The 22,139-nt window shown below is 53.0% G+C and carries 22 protein-coding genes; 10 read left to right on the top strand and 12 right to left on the bottom strand.

Features of this window, described 5'->3' with window-relative positions; translation table 11 throughout:
- Positions 1–3: 3 nt before the first annotated feature.
- The gene (gene osmF, locus OGY17_RS22645) at positions 4–921 is read right to left on the bottom strand and encodes a glycine betaine ABC transporter substrate-binding protein OsmF (protein WP_008785251.1); all 918 of its coding nucleotides are present in this window, start codon (positions 919–921) and stop codon (positions 4–6) included.
- 232 nt (positions 922–1,153) lie between these two features.
- Positions 1,154–3,451 (bottom strand): beta-glucosidase BglX, encoded by a 2,298-nt coding sequence (gene bglX / locus OGY17_RS22640; protein WP_191215566.1) that lies wholly within the window; start codon positions 3,449–3,451, stop codon positions 1,154–1,156.
- Between the two features lie 232 nt (positions 3,452–3,683).
- On the opposite strand from bglX, the gene dld reads away from it, so the two are divergent.
- Positions 3,684–5,393 (top strand): D-lactate dehydrogenase, encoded by a 1,710-nt coding sequence (gene dld / locus OGY17_RS22635; RefSeq protein WP_020996666.1) that lies wholly within the window; start codon positions 3,684–3,686, stop codon positions 5,391–5,393.
- Between the two features lie 100 nt (positions 5,394–5,493).
- Here dld and pbpG read toward each other — a convergent pair whose 3' ends face one another.
- A complete protein-coding gene (gene pbpG, locus OGY17_RS22630; protein ID WP_286608390.1) occupies positions 5,494–6,441 on the bottom strand; it encodes a D-alanyl-D-alanine endopeptidase in 948 nt (315 codons plus the stop codon).
- 180 nt (positions 6,442–6,621) lie between these two features.
- Positions 6,622–7,209, bottom strand: coding sequence for a Yip1 family protein (locus OGY17_RS22625; RefSeq protein WP_003834475.1), 588 nt, complete (start codon positions 7,207–7,209; stop codon positions 6,622–6,624).
- A 239-nt stretch (positions 7,210–7,448) separates the two neighbouring features.
- Here OGY17_RS22625 and OGY17_RS22620 point away from each other — a divergent pair, with 239 nt between their 5' ends.
- Positions 7,449–8,018 carry a DedA family protein gene (locus OGY17_RS22620; RefSeq protein WP_126317691.1) on the top strand — a complete coding sequence of 190 codons (570 nt, stop codon included), beginning with the start codon at positions 7,449–7,451 and terminating at the stop codon, positions 8,016–8,018.
- Positions 8,019–8,056: 38 nt separating this feature from the next.
- On the opposite strand, the gene mdtQ is transcribed toward OGY17_RS22620, so the two are convergent.
- The gene (gene mdtQ, locus OGY17_RS22615) at positions 8,057–9,496 is read right to left on the bottom strand and encodes a multidrug resistance outer membrane protein MdtQ (protein ID WP_286608388.1); all 1,440 of its coding nucleotides are present in this window, start codon (positions 9,494–9,496) and stop codon (positions 8,057–8,059) included.
- A 169-nt stretch (positions 9,497–9,665) separates the two neighbouring features.
- On the opposite strand from mdtQ, the gene OGY17_RS22610 reads away from it, so the two are divergent.
- Together OGY17_RS22610 and yohP are read left to right on the top strand one after the other, a co-directional pair.
- Positions 9,666–10,400, top strand: a complete 735-nt coding sequence (locus OGY17_RS22610) for a class I SAM-dependent methyltransferase (RefSeq protein ID WP_267448059.1) — start codon at positions 9,666–9,668, stop codon at positions 10,398–10,400.
- Positions 10,401–10,470: 70 nt separating this feature from the next.
- Positions 10,471–10,554 carry a small membrane protein YohP gene (yohP, locus tag OGY17_RS23395; RefSeq protein ID WP_015572324.1) on the top strand — a complete coding sequence of 28 codons (84 nt, stop codon included), beginning with the start codon at positions 10,471–10,473 and terminating at the stop codon, positions 10,552–10,554.
- A 103-nt stretch (positions 10,555–10,657) separates the two neighbouring features.
- On the opposite strand, the gene dusC is transcribed toward yohP, so the two are convergent.
- The 6 genes from dusC to mhbT all read right to left on the bottom strand — a co-directional run bounded on the left by dusC (position 10,658) and on the right by mhbT (position 16,649).
- Positions 10,658–11,602, bottom strand: coding sequence for a tRNA dihydrouridine(16) synthase DusC (dusC, locus tag OGY17_RS22605; RefSeq protein ID WP_003834483.1), 945 nt, complete (start codon positions 11,600–11,602; stop codon positions 10,658–10,660).
- Between the two features lie 61 nt (positions 11,603–11,663).
- On the bottom strand, positions 11,664–12,857 hold the full coding sequence (locus tag OGY17_RS22600; RefSeq protein ID WP_286608383.1) for a 3-hydroxybenzoate 6-monooxygenase: 1,194 nt from the start codon (positions 12,855–12,857) through the stop codon (positions 11,664–11,666).
- Between the two features lie 14 nt (positions 12,858–12,871).
- The gene (gene maiA / locus OGY17_RS22595) at positions 12,872–13,516 is read right to left on the bottom strand and encodes a maleylacetoacetate isomerase (RefSeq protein WP_079934534.1); all 645 of its coding nucleotides are present in this window, start codon (positions 13,514–13,516) and stop codon (positions 12,872–12,874) included.
- A gap of 8 nt (positions 13,517–13,524) precedes the next feature.
- On the bottom strand, positions 13,525–14,226 hold the full coding sequence (locus tag OGY17_RS22590) for a fumarylacetoacetate hydrolase family protein (RefSeq protein WP_060683539.1): 702 nt from the start codon (positions 14,224–14,226) through the stop codon (positions 13,525–13,527).
- Between the two features lie 15 nt (positions 14,227–14,241).
- On the bottom strand, positions 14,242–15,279 hold the full coding sequence (gene gtdA, locus OGY17_RS22585) for a gentisate 1,2-dioxygenase (protein ID WP_048215915.1): 1,038 nt from the start codon (positions 15,277–15,279) through the stop codon (positions 14,242–14,244).
- Between the two features lie 11 nt (positions 15,280–15,290).
- A complete protein-coding gene (gene mhbT, locus OGY17_RS22580; RefSeq protein WP_286608381.1) occupies positions 15,291–16,649 on the bottom strand; it encodes a 3-hydroxybenzoate transporter MhbT in 1,359 nt (452 codons plus the stop codon).
- Between the two features lie 126 nt (positions 16,650–16,775).
- Here mhbT and OGY17_RS22575 point away from each other — a divergent pair, with 126 nt between their 5' ends.
- From OGY17_RS22575 to OGY17_RS22550, 6 genes are all read left to right on the top strand, one after another.
- Positions 16,776–17,684 (top strand): LysR substrate-binding domain-containing protein, encoded by a 909-nt coding sequence (locus tag OGY17_RS22575; protein ID WP_008785262.1) that lies wholly within the window; start codon positions 16,776–16,778, stop codon positions 17,682–17,684.
- 131 nt (positions 17,685–17,815) lie between these two features.
- Complete coding sequence (locus tag OGY17_RS22570; RefSeq protein ID WP_003834497.1) at positions 17,816–18,220, top strand: CidA/LrgA family protein; 405 nt, start codon at positions 17,816–17,818, stop codon at positions 18,218–18,220.
- Positions 18,217–18,912: a CidB/LrgB family autolysis modulator gene (locus OGY17_RS22565; protein ID WP_003027380.1), complete on the top strand. Its 696-nt coding sequence runs from the start codon at positions 18,217–18,219 to the stop codon at positions 18,910–18,912. The genes OGY17_RS22570 and OGY17_RS22565 overlap by 4 nt, the downstream gene beginning before the upstream one ends.
- Positions 18,913–19,060: 148 nt before the next feature.
- Positions 19,061–19,945, top strand: a complete 885-nt coding sequence (gene cdd / locus OGY17_RS22560; RefSeq protein WP_286608378.1) for a cytidine deaminase — start codon at positions 19,061–19,063, stop codon at positions 19,943–19,945.
- 163 nt (positions 19,946–20,108) lie between these two features.
- Entirely contained in the window at positions 20,109–20,828 is a 720-nt protein-coding gene (sanA, locus tag OGY17_RS22555; RefSeq protein WP_003027383.1) for an outer membrane permeability protein SanA, read from the top strand.
- Positions 20,829–20,830: 2 nt separating this feature from the next.
- Entirely contained in the window at positions 20,831–21,070 is a 240-nt protein-coding gene (locus tag OGY17_RS22550) for a DUF2542 family protein (protein ID WP_003834502.1), read from the top strand.
- A 51-nt stretch (positions 21,071–21,121) separates the two neighbouring features.
- Here the strand turns inward: OGY17_RS22550 and mglC are convergent, their stop codons facing one another.
- Positions 21,122–22,132 carry a galactose/methyl galactoside ABC transporter permease MglC gene (mglC, locus tag OGY17_RS22545; RefSeq protein ID WP_003027393.1) on the bottom strand — a complete coding sequence of 337 codons (1,011 nt, stop codon included), beginning with the start codon at positions 22,130–22,132 and terminating at the stop codon, positions 21,122–21,124.
- Between the last annotated feature and the right edge of the window lie 7 nt (positions 22,133–22,139).

Below are 22,139 nucleotides of genomic sequence, written 5' to 3'. Positions count from 1 at the left end.
CCGTTACTTCACCCATCCTTTTTGCTTCAGGTAGTCTGCTGCAACTTTTTTCGCATCCAGCCCCTCCACGGCAATACTGGCATTCAGCTGCTGCAATGTTTTTTCATCCAGGCTGGCAAAAACCGGTTGTAGCCATTCTCCCATTTGCGGGTAGTCTTTCAGCACCGATTCACGTACGACGGGTGCTGGCGCATAAATGGGCTGGACACCTTTGGGATCGCTTAAAGTTTGCAGACCGAGCGCCGCTACCGGGCCATCGGTGCCATAAGCCATCGCCGCATTGACGCCAGAAGTCTGCTGCGCCGCTGCTTTAATCGTCACCGCGGTATCTCCTCCTGCCAGCGACAACAGCTGATTTTGATTCAGTTTGAAATCATAGGCTTTTTCAAACGCAGGCAACGCGTCAGCCCGTTCGATAAATTCAGCAGAGGCAGCAAGTTTGAACGTTCCCCCGTCTTTCAGGTAGCGGCCTAAATCAGCAAGGGACTCAAGCTTGTTCTTTTGCGCGACATCCTGGCGTACCGCAATGGTCCAGGTATTATTGGCGGGTGCAGGTGTTAGCCAGACCAGCTTATTTTGCTCTGCATCCAGCTTTTTCACTTTCTCGAAACCGGCCTGCGCATTTTTCCACGCGGGATCATTTTCATCTTTAAAAAAGAATGCGCCATTACCGGTATATTCCGGATAAATATCCAGCTCACCGGAGGTGATTGCCCCACGTACTACTGGGGTGGTGCCCAGCTGTACTTTATTGACAGTTTTCACGCCATGGCTTTCGAGCACCTGCAAAATAATGTTGCCGAGCAGCGCCCCTTCGGTATCTATTTTTGAACCAACTGTGACGGGTGACGCGGCCTGTAAGGGTAGGCTTATCGCGGCTAACAGCACCAGCGAACCCACCGATACTTTTGAGATTATCATGCTGTACTCCTCATCCTTTTGCGGCCCTTTTCAGAGACTTGAGGAAAAAGCATAGTCGAAAAATCAAGCCTTAACCTGGCAATTGGGTGGTAACGCTGAGAGTTATTAGCGGTAAGGCGATAATAAAATAAAAAAAATCCGGCAAACCCAATATGAATTTGCCGGATGATACGACTTTGTCAGCCTGATAAGCGTAGAGCCATCAGGCATGCTGCATGACTTTATTCATCTATTACAGCAGTTCAAATTCGCCCTGCTTCACTCTGGCGGAATCCACGCCGATGAAAACGTTAAATTTGCCAGGTTCTGCATCGTATTTCATCTGCTGGTTCCAGAATTTGAGCGCTTCAATATCAATCGGGAAGCTGACTGTCTGGGTTTCACCTGGCTTAAGATTCACTTTTTCAAAACCTTTCAGCTGTTTTACCGGACGACTCATGGAGGCGGTCACATCCTGTAAATACATCTGAATCACCGTTGCACCTTCGCGCTTGCCGGTGTTGGTCACCTGCACGCTGGCCGTCACGGTTCCGTCACGCTTCATCGTCGGAGAAGAGAGCTTCACATCAGAAACCGTAAACGTGGTGTAGCTCAGGCCATAACCAAAGGGATACAACGGACCATTGGCTTCATCAAAGTAGCGCGACGTGTACTTGTTCGGCTTATCGGCGTTATACGGACGACCGGTATTGAGATGGCTGTAATAGACCGGGATCTGTCCAACAGAGCGCGGGAAAGACATCGGCAGCTTGCCTGACGGATTGTAATCACCAAACAGCACATCGGCGATGGCGTTACCGCCCTCCGTCCCGGCAAACCAGGTTTCGAGGATCGCATCGGCTTGTTGATCTTCCTTCACCAGCGCCAGCGGACGACCGTTCATCAACACCAGAACCAGCGGTTTACCCGTGGCTTTCAGCGCGGCAATCAGGTCACGCTGACTTTGCGGAATGGTGATATCGGTGCGGCTGGAGGCTTCATGCGCCATGCCCTGCGCTTCACCGACTACCGCGACAACCACATCAGATTGCTTCGCGGCGTTAACGGCTTCATTGATCATCGCCTGCGGCGAACGCGGGTCAACCTTTACCGCTTCTTCATACAGGTTGAGGAAATCGACAATGCCTTTGTCGTTGGTGATATTCGCCCCTTTGGCGTACAGCACTTTGCCCTGTTCGCCGACGGCATTTTTAATCCCCGTCAGCACCGTTACCGACTGATCGGCAACACCGGCGGCGGACCAACTGCCCATTACATCACGCTTGCTGTCGGCCAGCGGTCCGACAACCGCCACGGTGGCGGATTTTTTAAGCGGCAACGTTTCCAGACGGTTTTTCAGCAGCACCAGGCTTTCGCGCGCCACTTCACGCGCCTCTTTGCGATGCAAACGGCTTTCTGCGTTGGTGTCCTGTGGGTCAGATTCTTTGGCCCCCAGATGGCTGTACGGATCGTTAAACAACCCCATATCATATTTCACGTTCAGCACATGACGCGCGGCGTCGTCCAGCTCCGCCATCGTCACTTTGCCGGATTTAATCAAGCCCGGCAGATATTTGCTGTAATACTCATCGCTCATACTCATGTTGATGCCGGACTTGATCGCCACACGCACCGCATCTTCAGGATCGGAGGCGGTACCGTGCTTAATCAGTTCCTTAATCGCGCCGTGATCGGAAACGGTAATCCCCTTAAAGCCCCACTCATCACGCAGCACGTCTTTTAACAGCCAGGCGTCTGAGGTTGCAGGCGTACCGTTTAGCGAATTAAGACCCACCATCACCGCACCGCTACCGGCGTCCAGCCCGGCTTTATACGGCGGCATATAGTCGTTGAACAGACGCTGTGGGCTCATATCGACGGTGTTATATTCCTTGCCACCTTCAACCGCGCCATAGGCGGCGAAGTGCTTGACGCTGGTCATCACCGAATAGCGGTCAGCCGGGCTTTTCCCCTGCATCGCTTCCACCATGGTTTTACCCATCGTAGCCGTTAAATACGTGTCTTCACCAAAACCTTCTGAAGCACGGCCCCAGCGCGGATCGCGAGAGACATCGACCATTGGCGCCCAGGTCATATTCAGACCATCATCGGCAGCTTCATACGCGGAAATACGGCCAACGGTTCTGACCGCATCGAGATTAAAAGAGGACGCCAGACCGAGACTTATCGGGAACACGGTACGCTGGCCGTGCAATACGTCGTAGGCAAAAAAGAGAGGAATTTTCAGGCGGCTGAGCTCCATCACCTGATCCTGCATTTTGCGGATATCCTGGCGCGTGACGGTGTTAAAAATTGCCCCAACCTGCCCGTCTTTGATCATCTCGCGGATGGCTTCTTTCGGGTTATCAGGCCCTACGCTTATCAAGCGTAGTTGCCCAATTTTCTCATCCACGGTCATCTGTTTAAGTAAATCGGTAACGAATGCATCCCGCGCTTCTGGCGTCAGAGGATGGTTACCAAACAGCGTGTCCGCCAGCGCTGGTTGCAACGCCAGACTCACCGCGACACCTACAGAACATAGCCATTTCATGTTGATTCTCTCTTTATTTTTTCCCGACGAGGCAGCGAAAATATAACAAAAACCGCAGTTTGCCGTAAGACTAAACGGGAGCGATAAAGAAAGCTAAGGTTATTCTCCTAATTTTCGAAACCAACGCGACTCAGTGGAAGACAACCCAGAGACAATGTGAATGAGAAAGCGTATTGTCATACAAAGCGCTATGCTTGTTTCTGATATTGAGTCCCACCACAAGGAGTGGAGAATGTCTTCCATTACAACAGATAATAAAGCTTTTCTGAATGAACTGACCCGTCTGGTAGGTCATTCACACCTGCTCACAGACCCTGCTAAAACCGCCCGCTATCGCAAGGGATTCCGCTCCGGTCAGGGCGATGCACTCGCCGTGGTGTTCCCTGGCTCGCTTTTAGAATTGTGGCGCGTCCTGAACGCTTGTGTCGCCGCAGATAAAATTATCCTGATGCAGGCCGCCAACACTGGGCTGACCGAAGGCTCTACGCCAAGCGGTAATGATTACGACCGCGAGATTGTCATTATCAGCACCCTGCGCCTTGATAAGCTGCACGTCATCGGCAAAGGCGAACAGGTGCTGGCCTATCCCGGCACCACGCTTTATTCACTGGAAAAAGCGCTCAAACCGTTTGGCCGTGAGCCGCATTCGGTGATCGGATCTTCCTGTATCGGCGCTTCAGTGATTGGCGGTATTTGTAACAACTCCGGCGGCTCGCTGGTTCAGCGCGGTCCGGCATACACGGAGATGTCGCTGTTTGCGCGTATTGACGAGCAGGGTAAGTTACAGCTGGTTAACCATCTGGGTATCGAACTGGGCCAAACCCCGGAACAGATTCTGAGCAAACTTGATGACGAGCGGATCAAAGATGACGATGTGCGCCATGACGGGCGTCATGCACACGATCACGACTACGTTACCCGCGTCAGAGATATTGAGGCGGACACGCCCGCTCGCTATAACGCCGATCCGGATCGGTTGTTTGAATCATCCGGTTGTGCAGGCAAGCTCGCGGTTTTTGCGGTGCGTCTGGACACCTTCGAAGCCGAAAAAAACCAGCAGGTCTTTTACATCGGTACCAACCAGCCAGAGGTGCTGACGGAGATCCGCCGTCATATTTTGGCAAAATTTGAGCATCTGCCGGTCGCCGGTGAATATATGCACCGCGATATTTATGACATCGCTGAGCAATACGGCAAAGATACGTTTCTGATGATCGACAAGCTCGGCACCGACAAAATGCCGTTCTTCTTCACCCTGAAAGGTCGCACCGATGCAATGCTGGAAAAAGTGAAAATTTTCCGTCCACATTTCACCGATCGGGCAATGCAGAAATTTGGCCATTTGTTCCCCAGCCACTTACCCGCGCGCATGAAAAGCTGGCGCGATAAGTACGAACATCACCTGCTGTTAAAAATGGCCGGTGGTGGCGTGGCTGAAGCGCAAAATTGGCTAAGCGAGTTTTTCAAAACCGCTGAAGGCGACTTCTTTGCCTGTACGCCGGAAGAAGGCAGCAAGGCGTTTTTGCATCGCTTTGCGGCGGCTGGCGCGGCGATTCGTTATCAGGCCGTACATGCCGATGAAGTGGAAGATATTCTGGCGCTGGATATCGCGCTGCGCCGTAACGACACCGAATGGTACGAGCATCTGCCTGCAGAGATCGACAGCCAACTAGTGCACAAACTCTATTACGGCCACTTTATGTGCTACGTCTTCCACCAGGATTACATCGTGAAAAAAGGCGTGGATGCGCATGCCCTGAAAGAGCAGATGCTGGAGCTTCTGCACGAGCGCGGAGCACAGTATCCAGCAGAGCATAACGTCGGACATCTGTATAAAGCACCGGAAACATTAACCCGTTTTTACCGCGAGAATGACCCCACCAACAGTATGAATCCGGGGATTGGTAAAACGAGTAAGCAAAAGTTCTGGAAAGAGTCGTAAACCAGAAAAAGATAAGCGCCACCGGGCATGTTGCCGGGGCGCTTCGCTTGCCCGGCCTACCGCTACATTAGCTATGTGTATGCCGGATAAGTTGTCTTATTTAATCGTTCTGTGCAGTTTGCTCGCTCGTCGCTGAACCCGCCGCTGCCATCTGCGCCGCTTTTTGCTTTTTATAGCTCAGCGCCGCTGCCGGAACCGGCATCACCTTGCCCGTTTCGATCCAGGTACGTAAACGGCTGGCATCGGCAAAGTGGGTATATTTACCGAACGCATCCATCACCACCAGCGCCACCGGTTTGTTATTGATCACGGTGCGCATCACCAGACAGTGGCCTGCCGCATTGGTAAACCCGGTTTTGGTTAACTGAATATTCCAGTTATCGCGGTATACCAGATGGTTGGTGTTACGGAATGGCAGCGTATAAGCCGGGTTGGCAAAGGTCGCCATATCTTCACGCGTGGTGCTTAACTGGCCAATCAGCGGATACTGCTTGCTGGCGATCAGCAGCTTGGTTAAATCACGAGCGGTCGAGACGTTATGAATCGATAAGCCGGTTGGTTCCACAAAGCGAGTCTGAGTCATGCCGAGCGCTTTCGCTTTGGCATTCATAGCCTTAATAAACGCGTTATAACCGCCAGGGTAATGATGCGCCAGGCTCGCCGCCGCACGGTTTTCTGATGACATCAGCGCCAGCAGCAGCATGTCTTTACGGCTAATTTCACTGTTCAGTCGCACACGAGAGTAGATGCCTTTCATTTCCGGCGTCTGGCTGATATCAACTTTCAGCTTCTCATCCAACGGCAGTCGTGCATCAAGCACCACCATCGCGGTCATTAATTTGGTAATCGACGCAATCGGACGCACAAGGTCCGGGTGGTTCGAATAGATAACTTTGTTGGTATTCAGATCAACAATCATCGCGCTACCGGACGCTATCTCAGGCTGAGAAGCTGCTACAGTAGGTGCCGTTTTAGCCACGGCTTGGGGTGCAAAAGGAACGGCCAGCACCAGGGCAAGGCTTAATAATGAAACTCGGAATTTCAGCATGATGAGATTTCTGATAATGGTTCACGCACGTCACAACGCACACCGCCAGAGACTAAGTATTATCTCAAGCTAGCTCTGGCATCATAGCGATCCGGCAGGTTTGCCGCCACAGGAGAATCGTCTCGAAATGCTGCGTTGCTGACTTTTACGTCAACAACGCAGCGCAGACAGGTTTATCCGTCAGAATAACCGATAGCCGTAACCCCACAGGATTACCGTAATCGCCAGCAGAACTTCCAGTACCAGCACACCGATCGCCAGCGTCGAACTGGAAAAGCTCAGGCCTTCCTCTTTAGAGATATTCAGGAACGTCGGAATGCCGAGATAGAGTAAATAACCGGTGTAAAACAACGCAATGGTCCCCACCAATGCGCACAGCCAGACCAGCGGATAAAGTGCGACCAATCCGCTTAAAAACAGCGGCGTCGCGACATACCCTGCAAAGACCATGCAATGCGCCAACGACGGACGCTGCGGGTAATTACGTGCCATCCACCAGATAACCCGGCCCATGACGGCGACGCCTGCCAGCATCACCCCGTAAAACAGAATTGCCATCGCAAATCCGGTCAACAGAGATAACTTCAGGATATTGCCATCGCCAAAATTCCAGCCGATTTGCGTGGTACCGATAAACGCGCAAACAACCGGGATTGCCGCCATCAGCAGTACATGGTGGGTATAGTGATGCGAAACACTTTCGTTTTCGCTGTTGATCACGTGCATTTCACGATCGGGATGGGAAAACAGCCCCCAGACATGGTTCATACCGCCCCCTTCTTGTCAGCTCCGGACCTCAACACTTCAAGTATAATTCAGCTTTTGATTATTTTATGTACACATGAAAAATACCGAAGCGCCGGGTAAAAAGTGTGTAAGCCGTAGGCCTGATAAGCGAAGCGCCATCAGGCATTAGGGAACTGAACGACGTTAAGCGCTACTATGCGTCTTTTCCGGCATCAAGTATTCATAGGGTGTATGCTATTATCGTGGAGGTCATACAACGTATGGATATAACGCATTATGTTGCGCAGTACGGCTATGCTGCGTTAATCATCGGCAGCCTGGCGGAAGGTGAAACCATTACCCTGTTAGGCGGCGTCGTGGCGCATCAGGGAGTCCTGAAATTCCCGCTGGTGGTACTCTCGGTCGCACTAGGTGGGATGATTGGCGATCAGTTGCTCTATTTACTCGGACGTCGTTTTGGCGGCAAAATTCTGCGTCGTTTCTCGCGCCATCAGGCGAAAATTCATTATGCGCAGAAAATGATCCAACGGCGTCCTTACCTGTTTGTGGTCGGTACGCGCTTTATGTACGGCTTTCGCGTTATTGGTCCCTTACTGATTGGCGCCAGTCACCTGCCGCCGAAGATCTTTTTACCGCTAAATATTCTTGGCGCGTTTGTCTGGGCATTGCTATTTACCACCCTCGGCTACGTCGGTGGTGAAGTGATCGCGCCGTGGCTGCACAGCCTTGACCAGCATATCAAGCATGGCATCTGGCTGGTGCTGGTTATCGCGATAGTCGCGGGCGTCCGCTGGTGGATGAAACGTCGAAGCACGCGTAAAGCGCAATGAATATGGCCCGACAGCGGAACACCGGCGGGCCGATTAAATCAGGATGCGTGATAACCGCCGCCCAGCGCGCTGGTCAACTGGATTGATGCATCCAGCCACTGGCCTTGCAAAAGCAGACCGTTGCACTGCTCACGTAATGCCGGGATCTTTGCCTCGCTAACCCTGGAGCCCGCAATAATACCCGCATTAAAGCGCGCCTGTGCCAGCCCCACTACGCGCTGAGCGTCATGTTCAATCTGCTGCTGATGCTGATTTTTCTGCGCCAGTGTTTCTACCTGCGATGCCGCACGTGCCACGTCATTCACCGCATCCACCACAGCTTTGTTGTAATTCGCCACCGTCAGATTACTTTGCGCTTTCGTAATATCGAGATTCGCATTCAGTCTGCCACTGTCAAAGATAGGCAGCGTCAACCCGGCGGTTACGCCCATTTGCTGCGCGGAATGGCGGAACAGGTCACTCAGATGTAACGCATCCTGTTGTAAAAATGCCATCAGATTCACATCGGGATAAAACGCCGCTTTCGCCGCATCAATACTGCTCAGCGATGACTCAATGTACCAGTGTGCTGCCTGCAAATCTGGTCGACGGGCCAGCAGCGAATAACCTAGCTGGGACGGAAGCTGACTTTCAACCACGGGCAGTTTGGTCGAATGGAGCTTCAGGGCAACGGACTGCGAGTTGCTCAGCGCGCTTAGGCGCGCCTCAATCACCTTCATTTTACCGCTGACATCGTTCAGCTGCTGCTCCGTCTTGCTGGAATCGATATCGGTTTCAACACCTTCCACCGAAGAAGTGAGGCCGTTTTGATACAGTTGACGATCGACGGTAATCACATTTTGCTGCTCGTTTTCGATTTGCGTCAGCACGGTTTTCAGTGCGGCCTGCGTCTGCCATTCCCAGTAAAGACGGGAGACACCGCTCGCCAGCAGCTGCCGGGTTTGCTCGCGCTCAGCCTCACGCGCCTTAACGGCTCCAATGCGCGCAGTCACTTCGGCCCGATTCTTACCCCACAGATCCAGATTCCAGCCGGCAGTTAAACCAAAAGTACCGTTGGTATACCACGGCCCCGTGGTTCCTGCTGCGGGATCGGTTATGGCGAAAGGTCCCATCAGCCCCTCAGCTGACATTCTCTGACGCTCAACGTCTGCGGAGAAGTCGATCTCCGGGCCATCCTGCGCTTCCACGGCCTTAGCCTGCGCCTCCGCCAGTTGAATGCGCTGTTCCGCGACCTGCATATCAGGAGAATTTCGTAACGTGCTGTCAATCAACGCATTAAGCTGGGGGTCGTGATATGCCTTCCACCACTGGCTGTCCGGCCAGCCATTTTTTAACGCGGCAGGCAATGTGGTATCGACATTTGCGGCAGGCGTCTGCTGTGACAGAGACTGGCGGTCATCATGCATCGGCGCGCAGCCAGACATCAGAACAAAAAGCGGCAACAATGCCGTCGTGACAAACACAGAATTACGATTCATGGAGATATACAGGTAAGAAAAGATGTGCAGAGATTACGACTTGTCGCTGTTGCTTTTTTAGTTACGCGTGGCAATACATCTTTGGCAATAAAAATATATAATCAGAAAAATATACACCTCGTGAATAATATAGATTAAATAATTTTAATAATTAATGGATGGAGATGTTATGTCACAGAATATCTATGACGATCCTGAGTTCTTTGCCGGATATGCCACGCTGGATCGTTCAGTAAAGGGACTCGACGGCGCGCCAGAATGGCCGACAATACAAGCGATGCTCCCCTCTCTTCAAGGCAAAAACATTCTTGATTTGGGCTGTGGATATGGTTGGTTTTGCCGCTACGCGCGCGATAATCAGGCAGCCAGCGTAATGGGACTGGATATTTCACAAAAAATGTTAACCCAGGCACACAGTATGACGCAGGGTAATGGCATCGTTTATCAGCGTGAAGATCTCGAAACGCTAACCCTGTCCCCAAATTCTTTTGACCTGGTTTATAGCTCGCTTGCCCTGCACTATTTGCACGATATAGAACGATTATTCGTAACCATTTACCAGTCATTAACACCAGGCGGTATGTTAGTTTTCTCTGCCGAGCATCCAATTTATACCGCACCGCTTAATCAGGGTTGGATAAAAGATAAAACTGGGCAGCTGTCCTGGCCGGTTAATCATTATCAGCAGGAAGGTGAGCGCATCAGTAACTGGTTTGCTGAAGGCGTCAAAAAACAGCACCGTAAGCTGGCGACCTGGATTAATGCGCTGATTGCCGCCGGATTCGAGATCGTTTATGTCGATGAATGGGGGCCGTCCGGGCAACAGATTGCTGAAAACCCGGCTTTAGATGAAGAAAAAGAGCGGCCGATGGTGTTTCTGCTCAGCGCACGTAAACCAGCATAACAACGCCTCCAGGCAGAATGATTAATACTTTCCTATACTCAATCTGAACTTACCAAAAAAAGGAAAGTTAATGAAAATTCTGCTGTGGGTAATTCTGATTATTTTTCTGATTGGGCTATTGGTGGTAACAGGCGTGTTTAAGATGATTTTCTGATGTCGTCATTTCGCCCAGGCCTGATAGCAGAAATCTCAGGCTATTATTCTCTCTGATGCCGGATGGCGGCGTAAACGCCATATCCGGCCTACTGGAGCTGAGTTCAGGCAGTAATCTCGATAGCCTGAATCGCACGTGCGATATCCGGCGAATTATTTAACGCACGAATTTCCTGAAACAGTTCTGTTGCCTCTGAATATTCTTTGCGCAAATACCCTAACCACTGCTTAATCCGCGCTACATGATACAGCCCGGTGTCCCCCTGCTTTTCAAGGCGGGTATATTTTTGCAACAGCGTCACGACTTCAGGCCACGGCATACGCGGCTCGTTGTATTTCACCACGCGGCTCAGGTTCGGAATATTTAATGCGCCACGTCCGATCATCACCGCATCGCATCCGCTGATGGCCATACAATCCTGGGCGCTCTGCCAGTCCCAGATTTCACCATTCGCGATAACCGGAATGGTTAGTCGCTGGCGGATCTCGCCAATCGCCTGCCAGTTGATATGTTCCGCCTTGTAGCCCTGCTCTTTGGTTCGGCCATGCACCGCCAGTTCGCTGGCACCAGCCTGCTGGACGGCATCGGCAATTTCAAACTGCCGGTCGCTGTTGTCCCAGCCCAGACGAACTTTCACCGTCACCGGAAGATGAGCCGGAACCGCCTCGCGCATAGCTTTTGCGCCCCGGTAGATAAGCTCAGGATCTTTCAATAGCGTTGCGCCACCGCCGCTGCCGTTCACCAGCTTCGATGGACAGCCACAGTTTAGATCGACACCGTATGAGCCCAGTTCTACCGCGCGCGCGGCATTCTCCGCCAGCCACTGCGGATACTGTCCTAACAGCTGAATGCGAACCAACGTGCCGGATGGCGTCCGGCTGTTGTTATGGAGTTCCGGGCAGAGTCGATGAAATACTTTTGCCGGCAGGAGCTGATCCACCACGCGCACAAACTCGGTGATGCACAGATCGTAATCATTCACTTCAGTCAGCAGCTCGCGCACCAGTGAGTCGAGCACGCCTTCCATCGGCGCCAGTAAAACACGCATATCGTCACCCGCAAAAAAAGAGGCGCTATGGTAGCGCCTCCGTTCGGGAGATTAAAGAGGCTCAGCGCGGCAACAGGCAGTTATCTTCTTTCCAACCGTACAGCCATTCCATACCGCGATAAAACTCCGCCTGCGATTTGTCTTTCCACAGCAGATTACGCACCTGACGCTCGACACCTGCGGCGTGGTAGACACGGCCCATTTCACGCGTTGACCAGACGATGCGTGCGGTACGCGGAATACGCACCGACTCATACAGCGCAAAGGCATCAGCCGCATCGCCATCACACTGCTGTAGCGCTTTACCGAGCGTTACAGCGTCTTCCAACGCCATACAGGCACCCTGCGCCATATATTGCGCCACCGGGTGCGCGGCATCCCCCACCAGCGTGATGCGGTCGGTTCCCCATTTCTCTACCGGCTCGCGGTCGGCGGTGGACCAGCGCCGCCATGACGTCGGTTTATCAAGCATCTGGCGCGGGCGCGGATGGATACCCGCAAAATAGGAGAGCACTTCCTCTTTGCTGCCATCTTTCACGCCCCACTCTTCCTGCTGACGACTGTGGAAGGTCACCACCAGGTTATATTGCTTACCGCCGCGCAGCGGATAGTGCACCAGGTGACAGTGTGGTCCGGCCCACAGCACCGGTGCGTTAATGCGTAAATCTTCCGGCATATCATAGCAATCAATCACGGCGCGATAGACCACGTGTCCGGTAACCCGTGGCGCATCGCCAATCAGAGACTGGCGGACAACCGACTTCACACCGTCACAGCCGACCAAAATATCCGCCGTCCAGCTGTTGCCGTGCTCGTCAAATACCGTCACGTCATTCTCTGTCTGGCGGATATCAACCACGTTAGTTGAAGTGCGATACTCAACGTTAGGATGCACCAGCGCCGCTTCCCAAACGCTGGCGTGAATATCAACCCGATGGATAACCGCATAAGGACCGCCAAAGTGATCGCGGAACGCCTGGCCGGTTTCAATGCGGACCACCTCTTTCGCATTTACCGCATCCATCATCGTGATGTGGTCGGTAAAAACGGCGCGCTGGCGGGCGATTTCCCCCACGCCAAGGCTGTCCAGAGCAGAGAATGCATTCGGCCCGAGCTGAATACCCGCGCCAATTTCACCAATCTCGTGCGCTTTCTCCAGCAACATCACTTTAATGCCCTGACGGGCCAGCGATAGCGCGGTCGCCGCGCCGCCAATCCCGCCACCCACGATAATTGCGCGTGTCACTTTAGCCATTGTCGTTCTCCTTATCAGGCTGGAATTTTATCTTGTTGATTCTCGGGCGCGGCGGCGATAAACGCCGGAAGCTGAGTACAGGCATCATATACCGCCTTACAGCGCGGATATCCGCTCAGATCACAGCCCATACGTAACGCGTTCGCCCACTGTGGGATCAGACAGCAATCCGCCAGCGTTGGCGCATCACCCACGCAGAACGTCCCCGAATGGCTCTGGCGCAGCATCTGTTCCACCGCGCTTAACCCTTGCTGGATCCAGTGTGCATACCAGCGTTTTTTATCTTCTTCACTGACCTTTAACTCTTCGCTCAGGTAGCGCAGTACCCGCATGTTATTCACCGGGTGGATATCACAGGCGATGGCATAGACTATTTCCAGCACCTTACTGCGCATCGGAAAGTCAGCAGGCAGCAGCGGCGACTGCGGAAAGTGGCTATCCAGCCAGTCAATTATTGCCAGCGACTGCCCAAGTGATTCTCCGTCATCGGTCACCAGAGTCGGCACCAGTCCCACCGGGTTCATCCGTCGGTAGGCCAGTTCGTTCTGCTGACCGATGCGAATGTTGACGCCCACCGTCTGGTAATCCAGCCCCTTCAGCGCCAGCGCAATGCGCACCCGATATGACGCCGAGCTATTAAAGAAACTGTACAGCTTCATCATCCACCTCAGATAATCTTCACGGCGATGGGGGTTAAACCGTCTACGTTTCCGGTGATCACATCCCCTTTCACTACCGCCCCCACGCCTTCTGGGGTACCGGTGTAGATCAGATCGCCCGGCTGCAGTTCGAAGAAACCAGACAGATAGCTGATGGTTTCATTCACAGACCAGATGAGGTGGCGAATATCGCTACGCTGATGATCGTCGCCGTTGACCTGCAACCAGATTGGCGCATGGTTAACATCCACACTTTCGCTGGCTTTATGCAGCGGCGCGATGGGCGCGGAGAGATCAAACGCTTTGCCAATTTCCCACGGACGCCCCATCTGGCGCATCTCCATCTGCCGGTCACGGCGGGTCATATCCAGACCGGTGGCATAGCCCCATATATATTCGTGCGCTTTTTCCAGCGGAATATCACTGCCCTTTTTGCCAATCGCCACCACCAGCTCTATCTCATAGTGATAGTTATCGGTCTGCGATGGGTACGGCAGTTCGAGGATCTGACCAGCCGCCACGGGGACTACCGCATCGGCAGGTTTACAGAAGAAGAACGGTGGTTCACGATCCGGATCAAAGCCCATTTCACGCGCATGAGCGGCATAGTTACGGCCCACACAGTAAACACGGCGCACAGGAAATTGTTCATCACAGCCAACAACCGGAACGGTAACAGGCGCTTGTGGTTCAAATACGTATTGCGTCATTTTCTCTCTCCCAAATTAATAGCGTGCTTCGCGGAACAGCCCCAGTGCTTCCTGAACCGGTCTGTCCGAAAAACTGAATAAGACGGTATCTTCGCGGGTCTGGAACGACACGCCGTGCCAGGTCGGCACCACAAAGATATCTTTTGGCGAAAAGTTGAAGGTCTCATTGCCGATGGTGACCTGCCCACTTCCTTCCACCACGTGGTAGATAGTGCTGTCGGTGGTACGCGCCATTCGTGAGGAAAAGCCCTGCGGCAACAGTTGCAGGAAGGTCCCCATCGAAGGCATGGGATAACCGCCGGTTACCGGGTTGACGTAACGCATCTTGTAACCGTCCCACTCATCGGCGTCGCCCATGCGGGTCAGGTCATGCAGTGCTTCACGGCTGCGATCGTAGCGATAGTTAAAAATCGGCGATGAGTTACCTTTCTGATGACGCAGCGGCAGCATATTGGCCGCGTAACGCGGCAAGTAATCCCCCTCCTTGCGCGTGACCGGCTGCTGATCTTCCGGGTAGTCTTCCGCAAAGCCACAGCCCAGCAGGTTCACCAACGGCAGGTCCAGACCGTCCAGCCACACCACCGGTTCACTGCCCGGGTTGCCGTGATCGTGCCAGCGCCACTGCGGCGTCAGAATAAAATCGCCTTCATGCATTTGGGTGCGCTCACCATCCACGGCGGTAAATGCGCCTTTCCCTTCGACAATAAAGCGCAGTGCAGACTGATTATGACGATGACTCGGCGCAACCTCGCCCGGCATAATTAACTGCAATCCCGCGTACAGCGTTGGGGTGATTGAAGACTGTCCACGCAGCATTGGGTTTTCCAGCACCAGCACGCGGCGAATCGCCTCTTTCGCGCCAATCAGATCGCCACTTTCCAACAGCAGCGGGCGGATCTCCTGATAGTTCCAGTACGCAGGCGCGCAATGTGCGTTCGGTGTTGGCGGCACCAGGCGGTGCAGCGACTCCCACAGCGGGGTCAGATTCTGCCCGGAAATATGCTGGTAAAACTGCTGACGGCTGTTCTTAACGTCCTGATTCAGTTCAGACATAGGGATTCTCCTTATTCATTCACAACACCTGCGCGTGGCAGAGTATTTGAGGCAGAGGCCGACTGGCGGATAACAACCGTCAGCAGCGTAAGCATTACCGCGCTGATGGCCGCCGGGACGGCAATAATGAAAAACAGGTTATCGAATGAGAAATTCATCGCCATCATCACCCCGCCGGAAAGCGAGCCGACAATCGCGCCGCAGCGCCCCACTGCATTAGACCAGCTGACGCCCGTCGCCCGGCTTTGTGTCGGATAAAGCGTGGCGGTTAACGCATTAAGACCAACCTGAGAACCGCTGATGCCGATGCCGGTGCCAAAAATAGCCAGTGCCATCAGCCACAGACCGTTTTCGCTCAGGCCAATCATGACGATGCACACTGCGCCCAGCGCATAACTCACGGCTAGCACGCGGAAAGGATTGTATTTGTCCATCAGCACGCCCAGCGCCAGTGCCCCCAGCGTTCCTCCAATCTGGAAGGCGGCAGTTACCCAGGAGGCATGCTGCAGATCAATTCCACGATGGTTAAGCAGCGTTGGCATCCAGCTGGAGAGCAGATAAATAATCAGCAGGCTCATAAAGAACACTACCCATAGCATCAGGGTAATAGGCAGCTGTTGCCCAACGAACAGCTGGCGAATGCTGCCTTTAGCTATCGCGGCACCCTCGTTGAGATAAAAATGGGTATTGTCATAACGTTCCCGGGTGATGGCGCTAACGGTTCTGGCAATCACGTTTTGCGGCAGTTGACGACGAACCTGCCAGCGCGGGGATTCCGGTAGCGCAAACAGCAGAGCAACAAACAGCATTAGCGGTAGAACGCCTCCCAGCACCAGAATGCCGTGCCAACCAATCACCGGCACCAGCTGTGCGCTGACGATACCGCCCATTGCCGATCCCAGAGTAAAGCCACAGAACATCATGGTGACCAGTGCGCCACGCCGACGCGCGGGCAGGTATTCCGAGGTCATAGTAATGGTATTCGGCATCGCGCCGCCCAGCCCTAAGCCGGTAAGAAAGCGCAAAATAACCAGCGTTTGCAAATCGGGTGAAAAAGCCGAAATTAGACTGAGCGCACCGAACAGCGCCACGCAGAGTTCTATCACTCGTTTGCGGCCAAAACGGTCGGACAGCGGGCCACAGAGCAGCGCGCCAGCGGTCAGCCCCAGCAGACCAGCGCCAAACAGCGGTGCCAGATCGCCAGCAGTCAGCTGCCAGTGAGTGCGAATATCGGGTGCGATAAAACCAATCGCCGCGGTATCAAATCCGTCGAGCATGACAACCAGAAAACAGCAGATGATAACGCGCCACTGGGTCTTACCGACGGGGGCGGAATCGATCAGTGCTTGTAGATCACGTTGTTGAGTCATAGTGAATGCCTCAGTGCAGGTAGAGTAGATGTCTGTTTTGTTTTAGGTATGTTGCGACTTTGTATGTTTGGAGATGAAATGTACAATGGCTTTTCATGCAGAGGCATAACCTGGAGGTTATAGCAAATGGCAAACTGGGCGCAGAAACTGAAGTTGCAACACCTGCAAACGCTTATCGCGCTGGGCGAACAGGGAAATCTGACGCACGTCGCCCGGATGATGAATATCACCCAGCCCGCGTTGTCGAAATGGTTATCACAGCTCGAAGATGAGATTGGCATCACGCTCTTTGAACGTCACAGTAAAGGCTTGCGCCCTTCCGAAGGCGGCAAGTTGCTACTGCAACATGCCCAACGCCTGATCAATGATATGGAGCGTTCGCAGTATGAAATCGCCCGTTTTAAGCAAGGCGGCCTTGTAGGGAGTCTGAAGATTGGCTGCTCGCCGGTAGCGACCGACTGTGTTTCACAGGCAATACTGGGTTTGCTCACAGAACTGCCAACCCTGCATCTAAATATTGAAGAGAAAGTGATGACCCCGCTGCTGCACGATCTACTCGCGGGTTCGGTGGATGTCGTCGTCGGTAGGGTCGGCGGTCGGGCGCTTCAGTTACCGCTCAATTATCAAGTGCTGTATACCGAGCCGGTCTGTTTCGTCGCCCGCCCCGATCATCCCTTGGCAAAATATCCCCTGCTCACCTGGCACGATCTGGCTAACTGGCGCTGGATTGTCTGGCCGACAGGAACCCCTATCCGGATAAGCATTGATAACGCGCTGGTTGATAACGGCGTAATGTTGCCGGAAAACATCATTGAATCGGCATCAATCAACGTCAGTACCAACCTGCTGCAAAGTAGCGACATGATCTCTATTCTTTCTCTACGGCTGGCACAAAGGTATGCCGCCCAGGGACAACTGGCTATCCTGAATCTGCCGAAGATTGAACAAAAAGGCAGCGTCGGCGTATTCTGGCGCAACAACGAAACGCCTACTACCGCCCTGAACCGTTTTCTGTACTACCTGGCACAAGTTTAGCGCGGAGAGTTAGGGCCATCGCCCGATGTTCCAGATATCTATTTCCTCTATGCTTAGAATTCATGATGTGATCGGTAGCACGTTTTTAAGTTTAATTGTATGATGAATCAGTCTCGTCAAGGGTTTCAACTATGAGCAAAGCACTGAACGTTATCTGGCAATATTTGCGCGCATTCGTCCTGATTTATGCCTGCCTCTATGCAGGTATTTTTCTTGCATCGCTACTCCCTATCACCATTCCGGGCAGCATTATCGGCATGCTGATCCTATTTGTCTTACTGGCTTTGCAGGTGTTACCGGCAAAATGGGTTAACCCCGGCTGCTACGTGCTGATTCGCTATATGGCCCTGTTGTTTGTCCCGATTGGCGTGGGGATCATGCAGTACTTTGACCTGCTGCGCGCGCAATTTGGTCCGGTGGTGGTGTCTTGTACCATCAGTACGCTGGTCGTTTTCCTGGTGGTGAGCTGGAGCTCGCACATTGTGCACGGTGAGCGCAAAATCGTTGGGCAAAAAGAGGCTAAAGCAAAAAAATGATGTCGTATATCTGGTGGTCGTTACCTCTTACGCTGGCGGTATTTTTTGGCGCACGTAAGCTGGCAGCTCGCTTTAAAATGCCTTTGCTGAATCCGCTGCTTGTTGCCATGGTGGTGATCATTCCCATTCTGCTGCTGACCGGTATTCCCTACGATCACTATTTCAAAGGCAGCGAAGTGCTGAACGATTTGCTGCAGCCTGCCGTGGTCGCGCTGGCCTATCCGTTATACGAACAGTTGCACCAGATTCGCGCCCGCTGGAAATCAATCATTGCTATCTGTTTTGCCGGGAGCGTTGTGGCGATGGTTACAGGTACAACAATCGCCTTGTTGATGGGCGCATCGCCGCAAATTGCCGCGTCTATCATGCCAAAATCGGTCACCACGCCTATCGCTATGGCCGTGGGTGGCAGTATTGGCGGCATTCCGGCGATCAGCGCCGTATGCGTCATTTTTGTCGGCATTCTCGGGGCGGTATTTGGACATACGTTACTCAATGCCATGCGTATTCGCACTAAGGCCGCTCGTGGGCTGGCAATGGGCACCGCGTCGCACGCCCTGGGCACCGCACGCTGTGCGGAACTGGACTATCAGGAAGGTGCGTTTAGCTCACTGGCGCTGGTCATTTGCGGCATTATTACCTCGCTGGTAGCCCCGTTCCTGTTCCCGATTATTCTGGCAGTGGTGGGTTAATCTTCATTTTTTAGCTATTTATTTGCGATGCGTTGCACATTTTTCATTTAAGTTTCATAAGTTGCATACACAATGAGATTTGGATCACATATAAAGCCATAACAGGCCCGTAAACTACGATTCCATTACATTGTTATGAGGCATCGCCATGCATCCACGTTTTCAAACTGCTTTTGCCCAACTCGCGGATAACTTGCAATCAGCCCTGGCCCCTGTTCTGGCGGATGCACATTTCCCCGCCATGCTGACTGCTGAGCAGGTCTCTTTGCTAAAACGCGAATCGGGACTGGACGAAGACGCGCTGGCATTCGCTCTGCTGCCGCTGGCTGCGGCCTGCGCACGTACTCCGCTGTCCAACTTCAACGTTGGGGCAATTTCTCGCGGCATCAGCGGCAACTGGTACTTCGGTGGGAACATGGAGTTCCTGGGCGCGACCATGCAGCAAACTGTTCATGCCGAGCAAAGCGCTATCAGCCATGCCTGGCTGCGCGGTGAAAAAGGGCTCGCCGCCATCACCGTCAACTACACGCCGTGCGGCCACTGTCGCCAGTTTATGAACGAACTGAACAGCGGACTGGATTTACGGATTCATCTGCCGGGACGTGCGCCACACATGCTGCGTGATTACCTGCCAGATGCCTTCGGCCCGAAAGATCTGGAGATTAAAACGCTGCTGATGGACGATCAGGATCACGGCTTCGCGCTGCAGGGCGATGCGTTGACCCAAGCGGCAATCACTGCTGCCAACAGATGTCATATGCCGTACAGCAAATCCCCAAGCGGCGTGGCGCTGGAGTGTAAAGATGGCCGTATTTTTAGCGGCAGCTATGCTGAAAATGCCGCCTTTAACCCGACCCTGCCACCGCTGCAGGGCGCGTTAAACCTGTTGAGTCTGAACGGTTACGACTATCCGGACATTCAGCGCGCGGTGCTGGCTGAAAAAGCCGATGCGCCGTTGATCCAGTGGGATGCGACCTCCGCCACGCTGAAAGCACTGGGCTGCAATAATATTGAGCGCGTTCTCCTGGGTTAATCGACTCAATAACGCCGGTTCGTAGGCCGGATAAGGTGTTTACACCGCTATCCGGCACTATGCAGAATGCCTAAAATCCCCTCAATCAGACTGCTGTTTCTTGCGCTACGTCTTCCGGTACAGTAGCCTGATTGAAATTCCACCCAAATAACGAGTTTTCTGCATGTTAAAGCGCGTGTTTTACAGCCTGTTAGTCCTGCTAGGCTTGCTGCTTTTGACTGTGCTTGGACTCGATCGGTGGATGAGCTGGAAGACGGCTCCCTACATTTACGACGAACTGCAGGATTTGCCCTACCGCCAGGTAGGTGTGGTTCTGGGCACGGCGAAGTATTACCGCACCGGCGTCATCAATCAGTATTACCGCTACCGTATTCAGGGCGCATTGAACGCCTATAACAGCGGGAAGGTAAACTATCTGCTGTTAAGCGGCGACAATGCCCAGCAAAGCTATAACGAACCCATGACGATGCGTAAGGATCTGATTGCCGCAGGCGTCGATCCCGCTGACATCGTGCTTGATTACGCCGGGTTTCGGACGCTTGACTCCATCGTGCGTACCCGCAAGGTGTTCGATACCAACGATTTCATCATTATTACTCAACGATTCCACTGTGAGCGCGCCTTGTTTATTGCGCTGCATATGGGTATCCAGGCCCAGTGCTACGCCGTACCTTCGCCAAAAGATATGCTCACCGTGCGGGTTCGTGAATTTGGCGCGCGTTTTGGCGCACTCGCCGATCTCTACATTTTCAAACGTGAGCCCCGTTTTTTAGGTCCACTGGTGCCCATCCCTACCATGCATCAGGTACCGGACGATGCGCAGGGGTATCCGGCGGTCACGCCTGAACAATTACTCGAATTACAAAAGAAACAAGGAAAATAAGCATGGAAGGAAAAACGATCTTTATCGTTATTGGCGTACTGATGATTGTTCTCTGGACGTGCAGAGAAGGCCTGAAGGGACTGCGTTCCGGTATCGTCGAGAAAACAGTGAAAGGTTCGCAGACGCCAATGATCATTTCTCGCGCTAAAGAACCCAGCACTTACTGGAGCTATATCATCGTCTATTTCGGTATGGCCATTGGTGCACTGTTCACTGGTATCTGGTTACTCTTTATCAAATAAAAAAACCGATGCAGAATGCCTCTGCACCGGTTTTATTTTTCTCTTCCCAGATTACTTCTTACGCGCGTACTTCAGTGAGTCCAGCGCGACCGCGAAGATGATAATGCCGCCTTTGATAATATACTGCCAGTAAGGGTTCACGCCGATGTAGGTCAAACCGTAGTTGATGACGGTGAAGATAATCACACCGGTCACTACGCCAAACACGGTACCTACCCCGCCGCTGAACGACACGCCACCAACCACGCACGCCGCAATCGCATCCAGCTCATACATAAAGCCGAGGTTGTTGGTCGCAGAGCCGATACGCCCTGCTTCCAGCAAACCACCGAAGGCATAGAACACGCCAGACAACGCATAGATAATCAGCAGGTTCAGCGCAACGTTTACACCGGACACTTTCGCAGCTTCCGGGTTTCCGCCGATGGCGAAAATGTTTTTACCGAAGCGGGTCTTGTTCCACAGCACCCACACAAAGGCCACCGCAATCAGCGCATAGAATGTGATGTAGGAGAGTCGGAAACTGCCCAGTGCAATAAAGCCCTGCGCAAAGGTTGAGAATCCACTGTCAAAGCCAGAAATTGGCGATGCGCCGACGAAGTCGTAGTACAGGGAGTTGATCCCGTAAACGATAATCATCGTACCCAGTGTGGTAATAAACGGCGTTACGTTCAGATAAGCAATGATAATACCGTTCACCAGACCGATAATGGCGCCAATCACGCAGACAATCAGCACCACTACAATGATCGGCATCGTCGCCATTTCCGGGAACACCTTGTTGGCATTCTCCATCGACTGCAACAGAGTTGCCGCCACCACTGCCGCCAGGCCAACCTGACGCCCCGCCGACAGGTCGGTCCCTTGGGTAACAATCAGTCCAGCCACACCCAATGCGATAATAATACGCACCGAGGATTGCGTGAGAATATTACTCAGGTTCAGTAAGCTTAAGAAAGTGGGATCCTGGAAAATAATAATCGCCAGCAAAACCAAAAGAACAACGTAAATTCCGCCTTCTTTCAGGTAAGTAAGAAAACTTTTCTTATTTAACGCACTCATGAGGAGC

The sequence above is a fragment of the Citrobacter sp. Cpo126 genome, assembly GCF_030332445.1.
In the GTDB taxonomy this organism is placed as follows: Bacteria; Pseudomonadota; Gammaproteobacteria; order Enterobacterales; family Enterobacteriaceae; genus Citrobacter; species Citrobacter portucalensis.
This window is presented reverse-complemented; position numbering and strand designations above follow the sequence as displayed.

Bases quoted from the DNA above. Each gene is read 5' to 3' on its own strand.
- mglC (WP_003027393.1), bottom strand. From the start codon at position 22,132: ATGAGTGCGTTAAATAAGAAAAGTTTTCTTACTTACCTGAAAGAAGGC.
- maiA (WP_079934534.1), bottom strand. From the start codon at position 13,516: ATGAAGCTGTACAGTTTCTTTAATAGCTCGGCGTCATATCGGGTGCGC.
- OGY17_RS22590 (WP_060683539.1), bottom strand. From the start codon at position 14,226: ATGACGCAATACGTATTTGAACCACAAGCGCCTGTTACCGTTCCGGTT.
- osmF (WP_008785251.1), bottom strand. From the start codon at position 921: ATGATAATCTCAAAAGTATCGGTGGGTTCGCTGGTGCTGTTAGCCGCG.
- bglX (WP_191215566.1), bottom strand. From the start codon at position 3,451: ATGAAATGGCTATGTTCTGTAGGTGTCGCGGTGAGTCTGGCGTTGCAA.
- mdtQ (WP_286608388.1), bottom strand. From the start codon at position 9,496: ATGAATCGTAATTCTGTGTTTGTCACGACGGCATTGTTGCCGCTTTTT.
- OGY17_RS22625 (WP_003834475.1), bottom strand. From the start codon at position 7,209: ATGAACCATGTCTGGGGGCTGTTTTCCCATCCCGATCGTGAAATGCAC.
- yohP (WP_015572324.1), top strand. From the start codon at position 10,471: ATGAAAATTCTGCTGTGGGTAATTCTGATTATTTTTCTGATTGGGCTA.
- OGY17_RS22620 (WP_126317691.1), top strand. From the start codon at position 7,449: ATGGATATAACGCATTATGTTGCGCAGTACGGCTATGCTGCGTTAATC.
- OGY17_RS22565 (WP_003027380.1), top strand. From the start codon at position 18,217: ATGATGTCGTATATCTGGTGGTCGTTACCTCTTACGCTGGCGGTATTT.
- sanA (WP_003027383.1), top strand. From the start codon at position 20,109: ATGTTAAAGCGCGTGTTTTACAGCCTGTTAGTCCTGCTAGGCTTGCTG.
- OGY17_RS22550 (WP_003834502.1), top strand. From the start codon at position 20,831: ATGGAAGGAAAAACGATCTTTATCGTTATTGGCGTACTGATGATTGTT.
- mhbT (WP_286608381.1), bottom strand. From the start codon at position 16,649: ATGACTCAACAACGTGATCTACAAGCACTGATCGATTCCGCCCCCGTC.
- OGY17_RS22575 (WP_008785262.1), top strand. From the start codon at position 16,776: ATGGCAAACTGGGCGCAGAAACTGAAGTTGCAACACCTGCAAACGCTT.
- dld (WP_020996666.1), top strand. From the start codon at position 3,684: ATGTCTTCCATTACAACAGATAATAAAGCTTTTCTGAATGAACTGACC.
- dusC (WP_003834483.1), bottom strand. From the start codon at position 11,602: ATGCGTGTTTTACTGGCGCCGATGGAAGGCGTGCTCGACTCACTGGTG.
- cdd (WP_286608378.1), top strand. From the start codon at position 19,061: ATGCATCCACGTTTTCAAACTGCTTTTGCCCAACTCGCGGATAACTTG.
- OGY17_RS22570 (WP_003834497.1), top strand. From the start codon at position 17,816: ATGAGCAAAGCACTGAACGTTATCTGGCAATATTTGCGCGCATTCGTC.
- gtdA (WP_048215915.1), bottom strand. From the start codon at position 15,279: ATGTCTGAACTGAATCAGGACGTTAAGAACAGCCGTCAGCAGTTTTAC.
- pbpG (WP_286608390.1), bottom strand. From the start codon at position 6,441: ATGCTGAAATTCCGAGTTTCATTATTAAGCCTTGCCCTGGTGCTGGCC.
- OGY17_RS22600 (WP_286608383.1), bottom strand. From the start codon at position 12,857: ATGGCTAAAGTGACACGCGCAATTATCGTGGGTGGCGGGATTGGCGGC.
- OGY17_RS22610 (WP_267448059.1), top strand. From the start codon at position 9,666: ATGTCACAGAATATCTATGACGATCCTGAGTTCTTTGCCGGATATGCC.